The organism is Pseudomonas sp. 05N434 (genome assembly GCF_056396965.1).
The window spans coordinates 1-17,387 of record NZ_JBFTMK010000104.1; the positions used below are offsets into that span (position 1 = coordinate 1).

General features: G+C 59.4%; 12 protein-coding genes and 1 pseudogene. 9 read left to right on the forward strand and 4 right to left on the reverse strand.

The window, feature by feature from the left end; translation table 11 throughout:
• Positions 1-228 (forward strand): sulfurtransferase TusA (tusA, locus tag AC1DLB_RS09440; RefSeq protein WP_477784916.1); only part of this gene is annotated, 228 nt, incomplete at its 5' end.
• Between the two features lie 47 nt (positions 229-275).
• Here the strand turns inward: tusA and AC1DLB_RS09445 are convergent.
• Complete coding sequence (locus AC1DLB_RS09445; RefSeq protein ID WP_477743778.1) at positions 276-1,685, reverse strand: MATE family efflux transporter; 1,410 nt, start codon at positions 1,683-1,685, stop codon at positions 276-278.
• 162 nt (positions 1,686-1,847) lie between these two features.
• Between AC1DLB_RS09445 and AC1DLB_RS09450 the strand changes: the two are divergent.
• Positions 1,848-2,654 (forward strand): annotated as a pseudogene (locus AC1DLB_RS09450) (DUF3410 domain-containing protein); the annotation flags it as partial.
• 91 nt (positions 2,655-2,745) lie between these two features.
• On the opposite strand, the gene AC1DLB_RS09455 reads toward AC1DLB_RS09450, so the two are convergent.
• Positions 2,746-2,925 (reverse strand): PA1571 family protein, encoded by a 180-nt coding sequence (locus AC1DLB_RS09455; RefSeq protein WP_018925311.1) that lies wholly within the window; start codon positions 2,923-2,925, stop codon positions 2,746-2,748.
• Between the two features lie 266 nt (positions 2,926-3,191).
• Between AC1DLB_RS09455 and AC1DLB_RS09460 the strand changes: the two genes are divergently transcribed.
• A complete protein-coding gene (locus tag AC1DLB_RS09460; protein ID WP_086945156.1) occupies positions 3,192-4,976 on the forward strand; it encodes an ABC transporter transmembrane domain-containing protein in 1,785 nt (594 codons plus the stop codon).
• 79 nt (positions 4,977-5,055) lie between these two features.
• Here AC1DLB_RS09460 and AC1DLB_RS09465 read toward each other — a convergent pair whose 3' ends face one another.
• Positions 5,056-6,984 carry a transglycosylase SLT domain-containing protein gene (locus tag AC1DLB_RS09465; protein WP_018925313.1) on the reverse strand — a complete coding sequence of 643 codons (1,929 nt, stop codon included), beginning with the start codon at positions 6,982-6,984 and terminating at the stop codon, positions 5,056-5,058.
• 213 nt (positions 6,985-7,197) lie between these two features.
• On the opposite strand from AC1DLB_RS09465, the gene AC1DLB_RS09470 reads away from it, so the two are divergent.
• A complete protein-coding gene (locus AC1DLB_RS09470; protein ID WP_018925314.1) occupies positions 7,198-9,120 on the forward strand; it encodes an ATP-binding cassette domain-containing protein in 1,923 nt (640 codons plus the stop codon).
• Positions 9,121-9,198: 78 nt separating this feature from the next.
• Here the strand turns inward: AC1DLB_RS09470 and AC1DLB_RS09475 are convergent, their stop codons facing one another.
• Positions 9,199-9,636, reverse strand: a complete 438-nt coding sequence (locus tag AC1DLB_RS09475) for a universal stress protein (RefSeq protein ID WP_007933196.1) — start codon at positions 9,634-9,636, stop codon at positions 9,199-9,201.
• Positions 9,637-9,740: 104 nt separating this feature from the next.
• Between AC1DLB_RS09475 and AC1DLB_RS09480 the strand changes: the two genes are divergently transcribed.
• The 5 genes from AC1DLB_RS09480 to AC1DLB_RS09500 form a co-directional block, all read left to right on the forward strand.
• Positions 9,741-10,178 (forward strand): hypothetical protein, encoded by a 438-nt coding sequence (locus AC1DLB_RS09480; RefSeq protein WP_007933194.1) that lies wholly within the window; start codon positions 9,741-9,743, stop codon positions 10,176-10,178.
• Positions 10,179-10,691: 513 nt separating this feature from the next.
• Positions 10,692-13,718, forward strand: coding sequence for a fatty acid oxidation complex subunit alpha FadB (fadB, locus tag AC1DLB_RS09485; protein ID WP_477784917.1), 3,027 nt, complete (start codon positions 10,692-10,694; stop codon positions 13,716-13,718).
• 99 nt (positions 13,719-13,817) lie between these two features.
• Positions 13,818-14,054, forward strand: a complete 237-nt coding sequence (locus AC1DLB_RS09490; protein ID WP_007933188.1) for a DUF1653 domain-containing protein — start codon at positions 13,818-13,820, stop codon at positions 14,052-14,054.
• 114 nt (positions 14,055-14,168) lie between these two features.
• Complete coding sequence (gene topA, locus AC1DLB_RS09495; protein ID WP_018925317.1) at positions 14,169-16,796, forward strand: type I DNA topoisomerase; 2,628 nt, start codon at positions 14,169-14,171, stop codon at positions 16,794-16,796.
• A 142-nt stretch (positions 16,797-16,938) separates the two neighbouring features.
• On the forward strand, positions 16,939-17,387 hold a 449-nt coding region (locus AC1DLB_RS09500), incomplete at its 3' end, for a DUF6586 family protein (RefSeq protein WP_477784918.1).

Below are 17,387 nucleotides of genomic sequence, written 5' to 3' on the forward strand. Positions count from 1 at the left end.
GTTGACGGCACCCTCGATGCCACCGGCCTCAATTGCCCGGAACCGGTGATGATGCTGCACCAGCACATCCGTGACCTGGTGCCTGGCGGCCTGCTGAAGGTGATCGCCACTGACCCGTCGACCCGTCGCGACATTCCCAAGTTCTGCGTGTTCCTCGACCACGAGTTGGTGGCGCAGCACGAAGAGGCAGGCACCTACCTGTACTGGATCCGCAAGAAGCTCGCTTAACGGGCACAAAAAAGGCCTGCATGTGCAGGCCCTTTTTTTGCGCTCGCTTAACCGGCCGAACGGCTGGTGCGGATCCGCTTGCGTGCGCTGCGCGCCAGGCGGATCGACAGCATCAGCGCCGCGCAACTCAAACCGACGATCAAACCCTGCCACAGCCCGCTCGGGCCGCTCGGCGCGCCGAACCAATCGGTCAGGCCCAAGGCGTAACCCACCGGCAAACCGATGCCCCAATAAGCGAACAGCGTCAGGATCATCGTCACTCGCGTGTCTTGATAGCCGCGCAGTGCACCGGCCGCCGTCACCTGGATCGCATCGGAAAACTGGAACAGCGCCGAGTACACAATCAGCATCGCGGCCACGTGAATCACCGTCGGGTCGGCGGTGTAGATCGCGGCGATGGGTTCACGCAGCAACAGCATCATGCTTGCGGAAATACACGCATAAGCCAGTGCCGTGCCCATGCCGACTCCGGCGGCGAAGCGTGCTTCGCGTGGTTCTTCGCGGCCCAGTGCCTGGCCGACCCGCACGGTCACGGCCATGCCCAGGGAGTAGGGGATCATGAACACCAGTGAGCTGAAATTCAGGGCGATCTGGTGCCCGGCGACCACAGTGGCGCCGAGGCTGCCGATCAGCAGGGCGATCACCGCAAAGATGCTCGACTCGGCGAAAACGGCGATGCCGATCGGCAGGCCGATGCCCAGCAAGCGTTTGATCACCGCCCACTGGGGCCAGTCGAGTCGGCTGAACAACTGGCTCGACTGATAGGCCGGCGCCCACCGTTCCCAGCCGGCCATCCCCAGCGCCATCACCCACATCACGATTGCCGTGGCCCAGCCGCAGCCGACACCGCCCATCGCCGGCACACCAAAGTGGCCATAGATGAAAATGTAATTGAGCGGAATATTCAGCGCGAGCCCGCACAAACCAAGGACCATGGCCGGACGCGTGCGACCCAGGCCATCACTGAAACAGCGCAATACGTGATAGAACGCGACGGCGGGCAGGCCGCTGGCGATGCCGTGCAGGTACTGCATGCACGGGCCGATCAGCTCGGGATCGACCTTCATGAAATGCAGGATCGGTTCGGCGCTGAACAGTAGGCCGGTCGCCATCAAACCCACCACCAGCGCCAACCACAAGGCCTGACGCACGATCGGGCCAATCTCGCTGTGAGTGCCGGCACCGAAGCGCTGAGCGACTTTCGGGGTGGTGGCCAGCAGCGTACCGGTCATCAACAGAAACACCGGCACCCAGATCGAGTTGCCCAGCGCGACGGCCGCAAGATCGCGAGGCCCGACCCGTCCCGCCATCACCGCATCGACGAAGCCCATGGCGGTGGTCGCCAGTTGCGCGATCATGATCGGCAACGCCAGGCCGAGCAGGTTTTTCAGCTCCAGGCGAACCCGGGCCGGGCGGTTGAGGGAAATAGCGGCGGTGGGGTCAGTCACGGAATTCAAGGCGAAACGTCCAAAGGATTTTGATGCGCGAGGCGGCGCATTCTACGCCTTGACGCAATGGTCAGGAAAAATCCTGTGTTGCGGATTTGTAATCGGTTTTACAGGCATCCCCCACTCCCTGTGGCGAGGGAGCTTGCTCCCGCTGGGCTGCGCAGCAGGGTCGACCTGGCTCAGCGCACTTACGGCGTGGTCGGCGCCGGCGAGGTGGGCGGGCGGCTGGTCAAGGTTCTGCAAGGCCTGGGCTGGAATGTGCTGGTTTGCGATCCGCCACGGCAAGCCGCTGAAGGGGGCGATTACGTCAGTCTCGAGCAGATCATCGAGCAATGCGATGTCATCAGCCTGCATACGCCGCTGGACAAGCAAGGCCCTCAGGCAACCTGGCATCTGTTCGATAAAAACCGTTTGAACCAACTCAAACCCGGCACCTGGCTGATCAACGCAAGTCGTGGCCCGGTGATCGACAACGCCGCCCTGCGTCAGGTGCTGTTGCAACGTGAAGATCTGCAAGCGGTGCTGGATGTCTGGGAGGCTGAGCCTGAAGTCGATGTAGCGCTGGCGGAGTTGTGTGTCATCGCGACGCCGCACATTGCCGGCTACAGCCTCGACGGCAAACAGCGCGGGACGGCGCAGATCTATCAGGCGTTTTGCAAATTTCTTGGGCAACCGGAACAGGTCAGCCTGAACGATTTGCTGCCAGCGCCATGGCTGTCGGCTGTTACGTTGAATACTGATACCGATCCGGCCTGGGCGCTGGCGATGTTGTGCCGTGGCGTGTACGACCCGCGCCGTGATGACGCGGATTTCCGTCGCAGCCTCGTAGGCAATGTGAGTGAACAGCGTGCGGCGTTCGATGGGCTGCGCAAGCATTACCCGCTGCGGCGTGAGATCGATGGGTTGAAAGTGCGAATTGAAGGGGATTCGCCGGCGTTGCAGCAGATCGTGGCGGCCTTAGGCGCAACCTCGGCCTAGCAAACTGACCGGATCCCTACAAAAGCCACACAAAACAGGCACCCATAAAAAACCCGGCCAACAGGGCCGGGTCAAGAAGACGGTGGCTATATCACTTTTGTTCGGCAGGCTTGACCAATCGCTTTTCCAGTTCGCGACAAGCGTCCTGGATCATGCTTTCAGTGATCGGTACTTCACGCCCATCCTCATCGATAATCGAGCAACCCAGAGACTGGTCTGGCTGTGTGCGGATCACTTGAATCTTGTCATCGCTGCTGTTTTGCAAGGACATGGCCTGTCTCCTCATCAGGTTGTGCGCTTACTGTAAAACCGCCAGGTGACCGGGCTGTGACAATTCCCTGCGATCTTTCAGGTCGGCCTCTTCAGTCCATCAGAAATACCCTGATGTTTCCACCCGGACTTTAGACCAATATTCTCTAGCCACTAGTCTAGGCGGTCATAATTAACCCGACTCATTGTGATTTACAGCGTTCAATCCGATTGAGCAGTGTAGGCTTGATCGGGTCAAACCATGGGTTACGCCTTCGGATGATCTTCATGCTTTCTGCCCGTCACCGCCGCGCCATTCGCCTGGCCAGCCGTTTCATCACGCCTTATCGCTGGCCGGCCTTCGGCGCCTTGCTGGCGTTGATTGTCACTGCCGGCATCACCTTGTCCATGGGGCAGGGGATTCGCCTATTGGTGGATCAGGGTTTCATGACCCAGTCGACGCATTTGCTCAATCAATCCATCGGCCTGTTCATGTTGCTGGTGATCGGTCTGGCGATCGGCACCTTTGTGCGCTTTTACCTGGTGTCGTGGATTGGCGAGCGCGTTGTCGCGGACATTCGCCGTCGGGTGTTCAACCACCTGGTCTATCTGCATCCGGGTTTTTATGAAGACAACCGCAGCTCCGAGATCCAGTCACGACTGACTGCCGACACCACGCTGCTGCAATCGGTGATCGGCTCTTCGCTATCGCTGTTCCTGCGCAACGGGCTGATGGTGATCGGCGGGATTGTCTTGTTGTTTATCACCAACCCCAAGCTGACCAGCATCGTAGTGGTCGCATTGCCGTTGGTGGTCGCGCCGATCCTGATTTTTGGCCGCCGGGTACGCACCCTGTCGCGCCAGAGCCAGGATCGGGTTGCCGATATCGGCAGTTATGTGTCCGAAACCCTGAGTCAGATCAAAACCGTGCAGGCCTACAACCATCAGGTGCAGGACGAGCAGCGTTTTGCCGCGACCGTGGAAGAGGCTTTCAATACCGCCCGCAAACGCATTTTCCAGCGAGCCTGGTTGATCACCCTGGTGATCCTGCTGGTGTTGGGCGCGGTCGGGGTGATGCTCTGGGTCGGCGGAATGGACGTCATTGCCGGGCGGATTTCCGCGGGTGAGTTGGCAGCGTTCGTCTTTTACAGCCTGATCGTCGGTGGCGCCTTCGGCACATTGAGTGAAGTGATCGGCGAACTGCAGCGAGCAGCAGGGGCTGCGGAGCGGATTGCCGAGCTGTTGCGTTCGGAAAACATCATCCAGCCACCGACCCATGGGCTGGTGACCCTGCCTGAACGGGTGAAGGGCGATCTGGTGCTGCAAGATGTGCGCTTTTCCTACCCGTCGCGTCCTGAGAGCTATGCCGTCGATGGTTTGAGTCTGACGATCAATGCCGGCGAAACCCTCGCTCTGGTCGGGCCGTCAGGTGCCGGCAAATCGACGGTGTATGACCTGCTGTTGCGCTTTTACGACCCCGCTGAAGGACGCATCCTGCTGGACGGTGTGCCGCTGACCCAACTCGACCCTCTGGACCTGCGTCGCTGCTTCGCCCTCGTCTCGCAAACCCCGGCGCTGTTCTTCGGCAGCATCGAAGAGAACATTCGCTACGGCCACCCGACGGCGACTTTGGCCCAAGTCCAGGAAGCCGCCAAAATTGCCTACGCCCACGACTTCATCGAGCAAATGCCCAACGGCTACCAGACCCACCTCGGCGACGCGGGTCTCGGTTTGTCCGGCGGTCAACGCCAACGCCTGGCGATCGCCCGGGCGCTGCTGGTGGACGCGCCGATCCTGTTGCTCGACGAAGCCACCAGCGCCCTCGACGCCCAGAGCGAGCACCTGATCCAGCAAGCCCTGCCCAGCCTGATGAAAAACCGCACCACACTGGTCATCGCCCATCGACTGGCGACAGTGAAAAACGCTGACCGAATCGCGGTGATGGACCAAGGGAAACTGGTGGCGGTGGGGACGCATCAGGAGTTGATTGCGAGCAATGCGTTGTATGCGCGATTGGCTGCGTTGCAGTTTAGTGATGGGCTCCATGCCCCAACCGACCAAGTAACCGAATAAGTAACCGACCAAGTCGAGCACCATAAAAAAAGCCCGCATCAATCGATGCGGGCATTTTTGTCAGCGTTTCAAAGCAGGCTCATTGATCGTCAAAGTAACGTTCATGCCAATCCACCAGCGGCTGCGGTGAATTGAGCTTCTGGCCGTAGATCACCGAATACGACAGCACGTTCTGCACGTACTGGCGGGTTTCGTCGAACGGGATGCTTTCCACCCACACATCGAAGCTCAGGTGGTCGGCGCCGCGCAGCCATTGACGCACGCGGCCGGGGCCGGCGTTGTAGGCAGCGGAGGCGAGCACGCGGTTGCCGTTGAACTGGCTATGGACCTGGCTCAGATAAGCGGCGCCGAGCTGGATATTCTTGTCCGGATCGAGCACTTGCTGCGGCGAGGCCAGGGGAATGCTGAACTTGCGCGCGGTTTCCTTGGCGGTGCCGGGCATCAGTTGCATCAGGCCGCTGGCGCCAACGCCGGAACGGGCGTCGTCCATGAAGGCGCTTTCCTGACGAGTGATCGCGAACACCCAGCTCGAGTGCAGGCCACGGACCTTGGCTTCACGCACCAGGGTATCGCGGTGAGCCATCGGGAAGCGGATGTCCAGGTCGTCCCAGTACTGCGCCTGACTGATGGTGCGGATCGCCGGGAAATACCACTTCAGGTCGTAAGCCAGTTTCGCCTGGGCAACCATTTCATCACGGCTGAAGTGCCGGCTGACGTGGTACCACTCGCGTCGGCCGTCGACGATCTGCCCGCGTGCATGGAACTCCAGCGCGCGGCGCACACCGGGGGTATTGCGTACCTTGTTGATCAGCGCCTGGCTGAGCATCAGCGGTTTGTTGATCAGCGAATAGGGAGACTGCGAGCGATCGGCCGCCAGGAAGCCGTAGAAGTCGCGTTCGCGAGCCAGGCCCTTGTAAAGCGTTTGCGCTTGCGGATTCTGTGGCTGCGCCAACTCCAGGGTGCGAGCCTGCCAATAACGCCAGCGGTTGGTGGTGGCCAGGTCCTGAGGCAGGCGGCGGGTCAACTGATAGGCGTCGTCCCAACGGGCCAGACGCAACAGCAGGCGCAAGCGCCATTCCGAAACGGTGTTGTCCCGCAGCTCCGGGTCGTATTTGGTCATCACGTCCAGCGCGCGACTGTCGAAACGTCGAGCGAGGGTCAGCCCGATTTCCCGGGCGATCGCGACTTTTTCGTCCCGGGAGAAGTGCATGCTGCTGGCGTAGCCGTCGAGCAGGGCCATGGCCCTGTCCGGATCCTGACGGGCCAGGCGGCGCAGGCCAAGGCTGACGATGTCGGACATCGGCTCATCGGCCGGGGTAAAGCGCGACGGCTGATTCAGCAGTTCGGGTTTCTGCGCCACATCCACCAGCAGGCGACCGCGCGGGGCGAGGGTCGTCAGGCCATTGATCAGGCTGTTGGCCAGCGGGTAGTTGCCGGCCTGGGCGGCGAGCTTGGTGCGTTCCCAGCGTTTCTGTTCAGTCAGTTGACCATCGGCGGCCCACATGCCGAACACTGCATCGCATGCCTCGGGGCGGGTTTTGCCGCTCAGCCAGAGTTTGTCGGCGTTGGCGTAACCTTCGGTCTTACGGTTATGGCTGATCTGATACTGCGCGTTCAGGCAGTCCAGTTCGGTGAAATTGAGCTTGGGGTCATAATATTTGACGAACGTTTCCCAATCGCCGCGTTCGGCCAGCCAGCGCAACCAGCGCAATTTCATCCAGTTGGCTTGAGGCAGGTCACCATGTTCGGCGAGGAAGTTCTCGATTTCGGCATTGTTTGCGGTTTTCAGCCGCGCGGTCAGTTCGTCATAAGCCAGGTAGGGGGTCAGCGGATAATCGCTGAGCGCCTGGCTATAACGGAAATAGGGGCCGGAATCGCCCTTGGCCAAGGCACGCTTGGCTTCGTCGTAATACTGGCGTTGGGTAGACAGGTCTACCGCCTGGGCGGATTGAACGGCAGCGGCTGTAAGAAGCAAACACGAAAAAAGACTGAAAAGGCGACTGCGCATGAGACATCCGGGCAGAAAAATCATGACAAGTGCTGGTAAGACCGGCACCTAATTATATGTAGCTTAGCCTTTTGCCAGCAGCGGGTGAAAGCTTTGCCGACATGCCAGCATAAGTTCGCAACAATTGTTGTGCAGAGTGCTTCGACATTGAAATTGCCGGCCTTCTGTAGCCTCAAGTCAGGTAGAATGCGCGCCCGGTTTTTGGAGAAGCTCATGACCCTGCTCAAATTCAGCGATGTGTCCCTTGCTTTCGGCGCTATGCCGTTGTTGGACAAGGTGTCCTGGCAGATCGCCCGTGGTGAGCGGGTGTGCATCATCGGCCGCAACGGCACTGGCAAGTCCAGCATGATGAAGCTCGTCAAGGGCGACCAGAAGCCCGACGATGGCTCCGTTTGGCGCGCACCTGGCCTCAAGATTGGTGAATTGCCGCAAGAATTGCCGGTAGCCGACGAGCGGACCGTGTTCGACGTGGTCGCCGAAGGCCTCGACGGCGTTGGTGCGTTGCTTGCCGAATATCACCATCTGAGCCAGAACATCGTCACTGACGCCGATCTGGACAAGCTGATGCACGTCCAGCACGACCTCGAAGCCCGAGATGGCTGGCGCTTGCAGCAACTGGTCGACAGCACCTTGAGCCGTCTGCAGTTGCCTGCCGACAAGACCCTCGCCGAATTGTCCGGCGGCTGGCGTCGTCGCGTCCTGTTGGCTCAGGCGCTGGTTTCCGAACCGGACCTGCTGCTGCTCGACGAACCGACCAACCACCTGGACATCGGTGCCATCGCCTGGCTTGAAGAAGCGCTGAAGGATTTCCAGGGCGCCGTACTGTTCATCACGCACGACCGTTCATTCCTGCAGAACCTTGCAACCCGTATCCTGGAACTGGATCGCGGCGGCTTGATCGACTGGAACGGCGATTACGCCAGCTTCCTCGTGCACAAAGAGGCCACACTGGCCGCTGAAGAAACCGCCAACGCGCTGTTCGATAAAAAACTGGCCCAGGAAGAAGTCTGGATCCGCCAGGGCATCAAGGCGCGTCGCACCCGTAACGAAGGCCGTGTCCGTGCACTGAAAGCCCTGCGCGTCGAGCGTAGCGAGCGTCGTGAGCGTACCGGCAAGGCCAACATTCAGCTCGATACCGCCGACAAGTCCGGCAAGCAGGTGATGGTGCTCGAGAACGTGAGTTTCGCTCACCCGGGCGGCCCGTTCCTGATCAAGGATTTCTCGATGGTCCTGCAGCGCGGCGACCGCATCGGTCTGCTCGGCGCCAACGGTACCGGCAAGACCACGCTGTTGAAGCTGATGCTCAACGGTCTGCAACCGACCAGCGGCACAGTGGAAGAGGGGACGCGCATCGACGTGGCCTATTTCGACCAGTTGCGCCATCAGTTGGACCTGGAAAAGACCGTGATCGACAACGTCGCTGAAGGTCGCGACTTCATCGATATCGATGGCCAGAGCCGTCACGTGCTGAGCTACCTTGGCGACTTCCTGTTCAGCCCGCAGCGTGCCCGCACGCCGGTCAAGGCGTTGTCCGGTGGTGAGCGTGCGCGTCTGCTGCTGGCCAAACTGTTCAGCAAACCGGCGAACCTGCTGGTGCTCGACGAACCGACCAACGACCTCGACGTGGAAACCCTCGAACTGCTGGAAGAGGTCTTGCTGACCTTCAACGGCACTGTGCTGATGGTCAGCCACGACCGGGCATTCCTCGACAACGTGGTCACCAGCACCCTGGTCTTCGAAGGTGAAGGCAAGGTTCGCGAATACGTCGGTGGTTATCAGGACTGGCTGCGTCAGGGCGGCTCGCCGCGCCTGCTGGGTGTGACCGAGAGCAAGTCCGGCAAGGCCGACCTGAACTCGGCTGTCGTGACGGCCGAACCTGCGCCAGTTGCTGCAGTGGAAACGCCAGCGCCGGTGGCGAAAAAGAAACTCAGCTACAAGTTGCAGCGTGAGCTGGAAGCCTTGCCTGGCCAGATCGAAGCCATGGAGCAGCAGATCGCGGTGGTTGAAGCGCAGATGGCGGACGCCGGCTTCTATCAGCGTCCTCCTGCCGAGACGGCTGCAGTGATCGCTCAGCTTGAGCAGTTACAGGCTGAACTCGACGTGATGGTCGAGCGCTGGGCCGAACTGGATGCCTGATTGATCCGGCTATAAAAAAGCCCGGCTTCACTCGTGTGAATGCCGGGCTTTTCGTAAGGGGTTTATTGTTGCTTGTTGTCAGCTTTTTTGCAGGCGCACGGCAAGTACATCGCAAGGCGCGCCGTGCAGCACGTCATTGGCAGTGGAGCCGAGCAACAGTGCCAGGCCATGCCGGCCATGACTGCCCACCACGATCAGGTCGCACGTTTGCTCCTTGGCGAGATGGTGAATCTCCTGTCGCGGCTGGCCGTAGGTCAAGTGGCTGTATTCCTTGGAGAGCTCCGGGTATTTCAGGATCAATCGCTCAAGGCGCTCCTTGGCCTGATCGAACTGTTGCTGTTGCAACTGGGAAAGGTCCATCGGCACGTCGCCGCCAAAGGCCATGGCCATCGGCTCGACGATATGCACCAGGGACAGCTTTGCGCCATTGCTCACCGAAAGTTCGCGGGCGCGGTGGATTACAGGATCGCACTCTTCGGTTAGATCTACAGCGACCAGAATATGGTGGTAGGGCATGAGGTGCTCCTCCTGAGGATTGCAATATTGGTAAGTATGGCTGGTTTCAAGCGCATTGGTTTCAACRTGACCCAATGGGCCCAKCAAGAATCGGGAGTACAGATATGACGGTCTGGATAGTGGTGTCAATCCTGCTGGTGGTGCTGAGCCCGCTGGCCTGGTTGCGACCGTCTCGTGTCCAGAGCGGTCGCATGGCCCTGCGCATGGAGGCGCGGCGCATCGGCCTTGCCATGCAATTGGCGCCCCAGGAGTGGCCGCACTGGCTGAGCCAGGAGCCGCCAAGCCCTTGCGCCCAGTACCACCGACCGCGCCGTGGCACTCAGCCAGCGTGCTGGAGCTATTGGCAGAAGGCGCCGGGTGTGTGGGTCAATCAGTGGCAGGAAGTCTGCGAGGATGGAGTGCTCCTGAATCATTTCGAAAAACTGCCTGCCAACGTCTACAAGGTCGAGGCAGACAAGCAAATGATTGCCCTGTATTGGGGCGAGAAGGGCGAAGCCGAGGTTCTGCAACAGATCGACGCTACGCTCAAGGCACTCGCCTGAACCCCGATCTGTTACGGAAGGCAATAAAAAGCCCGACATCATCATCGGGCTGGGGTTGGCCAGGCAGGCCGGTAATTCTTTGTGGCACAGATCTTACGCTTGGCATTCGTCAAAAGCGTTCAATTTTTTCTTCAGGATCCCGCCAGCGTAGCCTGTTAAACACAGGTTGCCGCGAATTAGGGCGACTTTTCTAACTATTGATTCTATGAATGGCCTCACATGCATCCGCATGTTGCAGGGCTTCGTGGTACGGAAGTGACCGGAAAGTCGCGTTTCAACCAGTATTTTGGGCGATTGACAATTGCCGGAAATTCCGTGAAGGTGACACACCCAAATCAAACGGGCGTATGAATTGAGCGTTTGTATTACAGACTGCTCCTACAGAATCCCGACTATCGCGTTGGCGGGTGTGCCGGGTGAGTTGGCGTTAGCATTGACGATAAACGTCCCTGCCGAGYCAGCCGCCTGCGTCCGACGTGTACTGTTCAGCTTCCATATCGTGGAGATCAGTTGATGATTTACGAAGGTAAAGCCATCACGGTTAAGGCTCTTGAAAGTGGCATCGTCGAACTGAAGTTCGACCTCAAGGGTGAGTCCGTCAACAAGTTCAACCGTCTTACCCTGAACGAGCTGCGTCAGGCTGTAGACACCATCAAGGCAGATGCTTCGATCAAGGGTGTGATCGTCAGCAGTGGCAAGGACGTATTCATCGTCGGCGCCGACATCACCGAATTCGTCGACAACTTCAAGCTGCCGGATGCCGAGCTTGTTGCTGGCAACCTCGAAGCCAACAAGATTTTCAGCGATTTCGAAGACCTCAACGTCCCGACTGTTGCCGCGATCAATGGCATCGCACTGGGTGGCGGTCTGGAAATGTGCCTGGCGGCGGATTTCCGCGTCATGGCCAGCACCGCCAAAATCGGTCTGCCGGAAGTCAAGCTGGGCATCTACCCAGGCTTCGGCGGTACCGTGCGCCTGCCGCGTATCATCGGTGCCGACAACGCCATCGAATGGATTGCCGCCGGTAAGGAAAACCGCGCTGAAGACGCACTGAAAGTCGGTGCCGTCGACGCGGTGGTCGACTCGCAGAAGTTGCACGAAGCGGCGCTGAACCTGATCAAAGGCGCCATCTCCGGTACGTTTGACTACAAGGCCAAGCGTCAGCCGAAGCTCGAAAAGCTCAAGCTCAACGCCATCGAACAAATGATGTCGTTCGAAACCGCCAAAGGTTTCGTGGCCGGCCAAGCGGGCCCGAACTACCCGGCGCCGGTCGAAGCGATCAAGACCATCCAGAAAGCCGCGAACTTCGGTCGTGACAAGGCCCTGGAAGTCGAAGCCGCCGGTTTCGTCAAACTGGCCAAGACATCTGCCGCACAGAGCTTGATCGGTCTGTTCCTGAACGATCAGGAGCTGAAGAAAAAGGCCAAGGCCTACGACGAAATCGCCAAGGAAGTGAAGCAGGCCGCCGTATTGGGCGCCGGCATCATGGGTGGCGGTATCGCTTATCAGTCGGCCTCCAAAGGCACGCCGATCCTGATGAAGGACATCAACGAGCACGGTATCGAGCAAGGTCTGGCCGAAGCCGCCAAGCTGCTGGTTGGCCGCGTTGATAAAGGTCGCATGACCCCGGCGAAGATGGCCGAAGTGCTCAACGGCATTCGTCCGACCCTGTCCTACGGCGATTTCGGTCACGTCGACCTGGTGGTCGAAGCCGTGGTCGAGAACCCGAAGGTCAAGCAAGCCGTTCTGGCCGAAGTCGAAGACAAGGTCAAAGAGGACACCATTCTGGCGTCCAACACCTCGACCATTTCCATCACCTTGCTGGCCAAAGCCCTCAAGCGTCCGGAAAACTTCGTCGGCATGCACTTCTTCAACCCGGTGCACATGATGCCGCTGGTTGAAGTGATCCGTGGCGAGAAGTCCAGCGAAGTGGCCGTTGCCACCACCGTTGCCTACGCCAAGAAAATGGGCAAGAACCCGATCGTCGTCAACGACTGCCCGGGCTTCCTGGTCAACCGTGTGCTGTTCCCGTACTTCGGCGGTTTCGCCAAGCTGGTCAGCGCCGGCGTGGACTTCGTCCGCATCGACAAGGTCATGGAGAAGTTCGGCTGGCCAATGGGCCCGGCATACCTGATGGACGTGGTCGGCATCGACACCGGCCACCATGGTCGTGACGTCATGGCTGAAGGCTTCCCGGATCGCATGAAGGACGATCGCCGTTCGGCCGTCGACGTGCTCTATGAAGCCAAGCGCCTGGGCCAGAAAAATGGCAAGGGTTTCTACGCCTACGAGACCGACAAGCGCGGCAAGCAGAAGAAAGTCGCCGATCCGTCGGTGCTGGAAGTGCTCAAGCCGATCGTTTTCCAACAGCTCGAAGTCACTGACGAAGACATCATCAACTGGATGATGACGCCGATGGGCCGCTCCAAGGGCGGCATGCACCGCAACACCCGCGCCGAAGACATGTCGGCACACCTGATCAGCAAATTGCTGGAACGCAACGTCAAGGTCGACCCGAGCGAAGTCGAAGACGTGATCTGGGGCTGCGTTAACCAGACCCTGGAGCAGGGCTGGAACATCGCCCGCATGGCGTCCCTGATGACTCAGATTCCACACACCTCGGCCGGCCAGACCGTCAGCCGTCTGTGTGGCTCGTCGATGAGTGCGCTGCACACTGCCGCGCAAGCGATCATGACCGGYAAYGGTGACGTGTTCGTCGTTGGCGGCGTCGAGCATATGGGTCATGTGAGCATGATGCACGGTGTCGATCCGAACCCGCACATGTCCCTGTACGCGGCGAAAGCCTCGGGCATGATGGGCCTGACCGCAGAAATGCTCGGCAAAATGCATGGCATTACTCGCGAACAGCAGGACGCCTTTGGCGTGCGCTCCCACCAACTCGCCCACAAGGCGACCGTGGAAGGCAAGTTCAAGGACGAAATCATCCCGATGCAGGGCTACGACGAGAACGGTTTCCTGAAACTGTTTGACTACGACGAAACCATTCGTCCGGAAACCACCCTGGAAAGCCTGGCGGCTCTGAAACCAGCGTTTAATCCGAAGGGCGGCACCGTGACCGCTGGTACTTCGTCGCAGATCACTGACGGTGCTTCGTGCATGATCGTGATGTCGGCACAGCGTGCCCAGGACCTGGGCATCCAGCCGCTGGCGGTGATTCGCTCGATGGCAGTGGCAGGTGTGGACCCGGCGATCATGGGCTATGGTCCAGTACCGGCAACGCAGAAAGCATTGAAGCGCGCGGGCCTTGGCATCAACGATATCGACTTCTTCGAGCTCAACGAAGCTTTCGCTGCACAGGCCCTGCCAGTGCTGAAAGATTTGAAAGTGCTCGACAAGATGAACGAGAAGGTTAACCTGCACGGCGGCGCGATCGCCCTGGGTCACCCGTTCGGTTGCTCCGGTGCACGTATTTCGGGCACCTTGCTGAACGTGATGAAGCAGAATGGCGGCACCTTCGGGGTGGCTACCATGTGCATTGGTCTCGGCCAAGGTATCTCCACCGTCTTCGAACGCGTTTAAGCGTTTCGTCGATGGAAGCCGGGGCCAAGTGCCCCGGTTTTTGTTTTTCCGGATTTATTTTTGTTTTTATTTTGAAAAAATTTGAGTGAGGGCCAAAGCATGCCGATACAACCTGGGCTCTACCAACATTACAAAGGTCCGCAGTACCGCGTATTCAGTGTTGCGCGGCATTCGGAGACCGAAGAAGAAGTAGTCTTCTACCAAGCCCTGTATGGCGATTACGGCTTTTGGGTACGTCCCTTGAGCATGTTCCTGGAGTCGGTCGAGGTTGACGGCGAACAGGTGCCACGCTTTGCTTTGGTGCAAGCCGAACCGAGCATTTTTCCGCAGCCATAAGGGGAGTGCGCGCAGAACCCTGCGCTTGACCTCACCTTGTAGCCACTATATATAGCGGTGCCGCGTCAGGCGCCAACCGCCTTTCACTTCTAGAATTCAGGAATTTTCTGATCCATGGGCAAATCGCTGGTCATTGTGGAATCCCCGGCTAAGGCCAAGACCATCAACAAGTATCTGGGTAACCAATACGTGGTGAAGTCGAGTATCGGCCATATCCGAGACCTGCCCACCAGCGGTTCGGCTAGCGCCAGCAAAGAGCCTGCCGCCAAGCGTGGCAAGGCCGCCGCAGGCGAAGGTCCGGTGCTCACGCCGAAAGAGAAAGCGCGCAAGCAGCTGGTCTCGCGCATGGGTGTCGATCCCGATCATGGCTGGAAAGCCAAGTACGAGATCCTCCCGGGCAAGGAAAAGGTTATCGAAGAGCTGCGCCGGCTCGCCAAAGATGCTGACACCATCTATCTCGCAACCGACTTGGATCGCGAGGGGGAAGCCATTGCCTGGCACCTGCGCGAAGCCATCGGTGGTGACGACAGCCGCTACAAGCGCGTGGTGTTCAACGAAATCACCAAAAAAGCGATCCAGGAAGCTTTCTCCCAGCCGGGCGAGCTGGACATCGATCGCGTAAACGCTCAGCAGGCGCGTCGCTTCCTCGACCGCGTGGTGGGTTACATGGTTTCGCCGCTGCTGTGGGCCAAGGTTGCTCGTGGCCTGTCCGCCGGTCGCGTGCAATCGGTTGCCGTGAAGCTGGTGGTTGAGCGTGAGCGCGAAATCCGCGCGTTCAACCCGGAAGAGTACTGGGAAGTTCACGCTGACCTCGGCACCGCCAAGGGCGCGACTGTGCGCTTCGACGTGGCTCGCGAGAAAGGCGAAGCCTTCAAGCCGCTCAACGAAGCCCAGGCCATGGCCGCGCTGGAGAAGCTCAAGGCTTCCAGCTACAGCATCGTCAAGCGCGAAGACAAACCGACCAGCAGCAAGCCGTCGGCACCGTTCATCACCTCCACCCTGCAGCAGGCCGCGAGCAACCGCCTGGGCTTCGGTGTGAAGAAAACCATGATGATGGCCCAGCGTCTGTACGAAGCCGGCTACATCACTTATATGCGTACCGACTCCACCAACCTCTCGGCCGATGCCGTGACGATGGCGCGTACTTATATTGAAGGCGAATTCGGCAAGAAGTACCTGCCGGAAACCCCGAACGTCTACAGCAGCAAGGAAGGCGCACAAGAGGCTCACGAAGCGATTCGTCCGTCCGACGCCAATACCGAGCCAAGCAAGCTGTCGGGCATGGAGCGTGATGCCGAGCGGCTTTACGAGCTGATCTGGCGCCAGTTCCTCGCCTGCCAGATGCTGCCGGCCCAATACCTGTCGACCACGGTCACCGTCGGTGCCGGTGACTTCGAGTTGCGCGCCAAGGGCCGCATCCTGAAGTTCGACGGTTACACCCGCGTCATGCCGCAAATCACCAAGCCTGGTGATGACGATGTGCTGCCGGACATGGCCCAGGGCGATGCGATGAAGCTGATCAAGCTTGATCCGACCCAGCACTTCACCAAGCCGCCGGCGCGTTACTCGGAAGCGAGCCTGGTAAAGGAAATGGAAAAACGCGGCATCGGTCGTCCTTCGACCTACGCGGCGATCATTTCGACCATCCAGGACCGCGGCTACGTGGCGCTGCACAACCGTCGTTTCTATTCGGAAAAGATGGGCGACATCGTCACCGAGCGTCTGGCCGAGAGCTTCTCCAATCTCATGGACTACGGCTTCACCGCCGGCATGGAAGAGAATCTCGATGACGTGGCCCAGGGCGAGCGCGACTGGAAAAACGTGCTCGACGAGTTCTACGGCGACTTCAAGAAGAAACTCGAAGTGGCCGAAAGCGCCGAAGGCGGCATGCGCGCCAACCAGCCGGTAATGACTGATATTCCATGTGTGGTGTGCGGTCGTCCGATGCAGATTCGTACTGCATCGACCGGCGTGTTCCTCGGTTGCTCGGGCTACAGCCTGCCGCCAAAAGAGCGCTGCAAGGCCACCGTCAACCTGGTGCCGGGCGACGAAATCGCTGCGGACGACGAGGGCGAGTCGGAGTCGCTGGTTCTGCGCGGCAAGCACCGTTGCCCGATCTGCAGCACGGCGATGGACGCTTACCTGCTCGACGAGAAGCGCAAGCTGCACATCTGCGGTAACAACCCGGATTGCGCAGGCTACGAGATCGAAGAGGGCGCTTACCGCATCAAGGGCTACGAAGGTCCGAGCCTGGAATGCGACAAGTGCGGCAGCGAGATGCAGCTCAAGACCGGCCGTTTCGGCAAGTTCTTCGGTTGCACCAACGCAACCTGCAAGAACACCCGCAAGCTGCTGAAAAGCGGTGATGCGGCGCCGCCGAAGATGGATCCGGTGAAGATGCCTGAGCTCAAATGCGAAAAGGTCAACGACACCTATATCCTGCGTGACGGTGCTTCCGGCCTGTTCCTGGCGGCCAGCCAGTTCCCGAAAAACCGCGAGACCCGTGCGCCATTGGTCGTCGAGATCGTGCCGCACAAGGATGAGATCGATCCGAAGTACCACTTCCTCTGCGAAGCACCGAAGAAAGATCCTGACGGTCTGCCAGCAGTGATCCGTTACAGCCGCAAGACCAAAGAGCAATACGTGCAGACGGAAGTCGACGGTAAGCCGACTGGCTGGAAAGCGTATTACGATGGTGGCAAGTGGACGGTTGAAGACAAGCGTCCAGCAGCCAAGGCTTAAAAGCCGCTGCACATAAAAAGGCCGCATGACAACCCTCGGGTTTTCATGCGGCCTTTTTGTTTTGGGCTTGCGGTGAGCTTGGGTGATCCATGACACTGTCAGACCTGCGTGAAGCAATTATTTCGTTGTGGAGGCTGCCGTCATGGCCCACGAACTCTATACCCGTACCAACCAGAAAATTTATTTCGCCGGCTTGTCGCTGGAAGCGCTCGCCAAGGCCGAAGAGGGGCGAGCGATGAACTCCCTGGCGCTGATTCAGGCCGGTCGCGAATCGGCGTTGTTTCACCTGTACGGGGCGCTGTTGGGGCTGTGCCATGAAATCGCCGGTTTCTATCGCTTGCCTCAGGCCAATGCGCCACGGGCAGAGATGCTGCTGACCCGCGAAGTACTCGAAACCATCGCTATTCCGGAAATGGCCGAGATGGTCGAGTTGGCGCAAAACCCTGAAACCTGGCTGGCCAAGCTGCTGTCGGCTTATGCCGCACTGTTTCAACCGCCTCGTGCTCCACACAAGCCCAAGGGTGATGTGACGCAGCCGCTTATTCTGGCCGTCAACCTGGACGAAGAAGAGGCGTCTGAAGAGCTGAGCCG

Excerpts from the sequence above, each read along its gene's own strand:
- AC1DLB_RS09455 (WP_018925311.1), bottom strand. The coding sequence starts at position 2,925 with ATGTCCTTGCAAAACAGCAGCGATGACAAGATTCAAGTGATCCGCACA.
- AC1DLB_RS09460 (WP_086945156.1), top strand. The coding sequence starts at position 3,192 with ATGCTTTCTGCCCGTCACCGCCGCGCCATTCGCCTGGCCAGCCGTTTC.
- AC1DLB_RS09470 (WP_018925314.1), top strand. The coding sequence starts at position 7,198 with ATGACCCTGCTCAAATTCAGCGATGTGTCCCTTGCTTTCGGCGCTATG.
- AC1DLB_RS09475 (WP_007933196.1), bottom strand. The coding sequence starts at position 9,636 with ATGCCCTACCACCATATTCTGGTCGCTGTAGATCTAACCGAAGAGTGC.
- AC1DLB_RS09465 (WP_018925313.1), bottom strand. The coding sequence starts at position 6,984 with ATGCGCAGTCGCCTTTTCAGTCTTTTTTCGTGTTTGCTTCTTACAGCC.
- AC1DLB_RS09490 (WP_007933188.1), top strand. The coding sequence starts at position 13,818 with ATGCCGATACAACCTGGGCTCTACCAACATTACAAAGGTCCGCAGTAC.
- topA (WP_018925317.1), top strand. The coding sequence starts at position 14,169 with ATGGGCAAATCGCTGGTCATTGTGGAATCCCCGGCTAAGGCCAAGACC.
- AC1DLB_RS09480 (WP_007933194.1), top strand. The coding sequence starts at position 9,741 with ATGACGGTCTGGATAGTGGTGTCAATCCTGCTGGTGGTGCTGAGCCCG.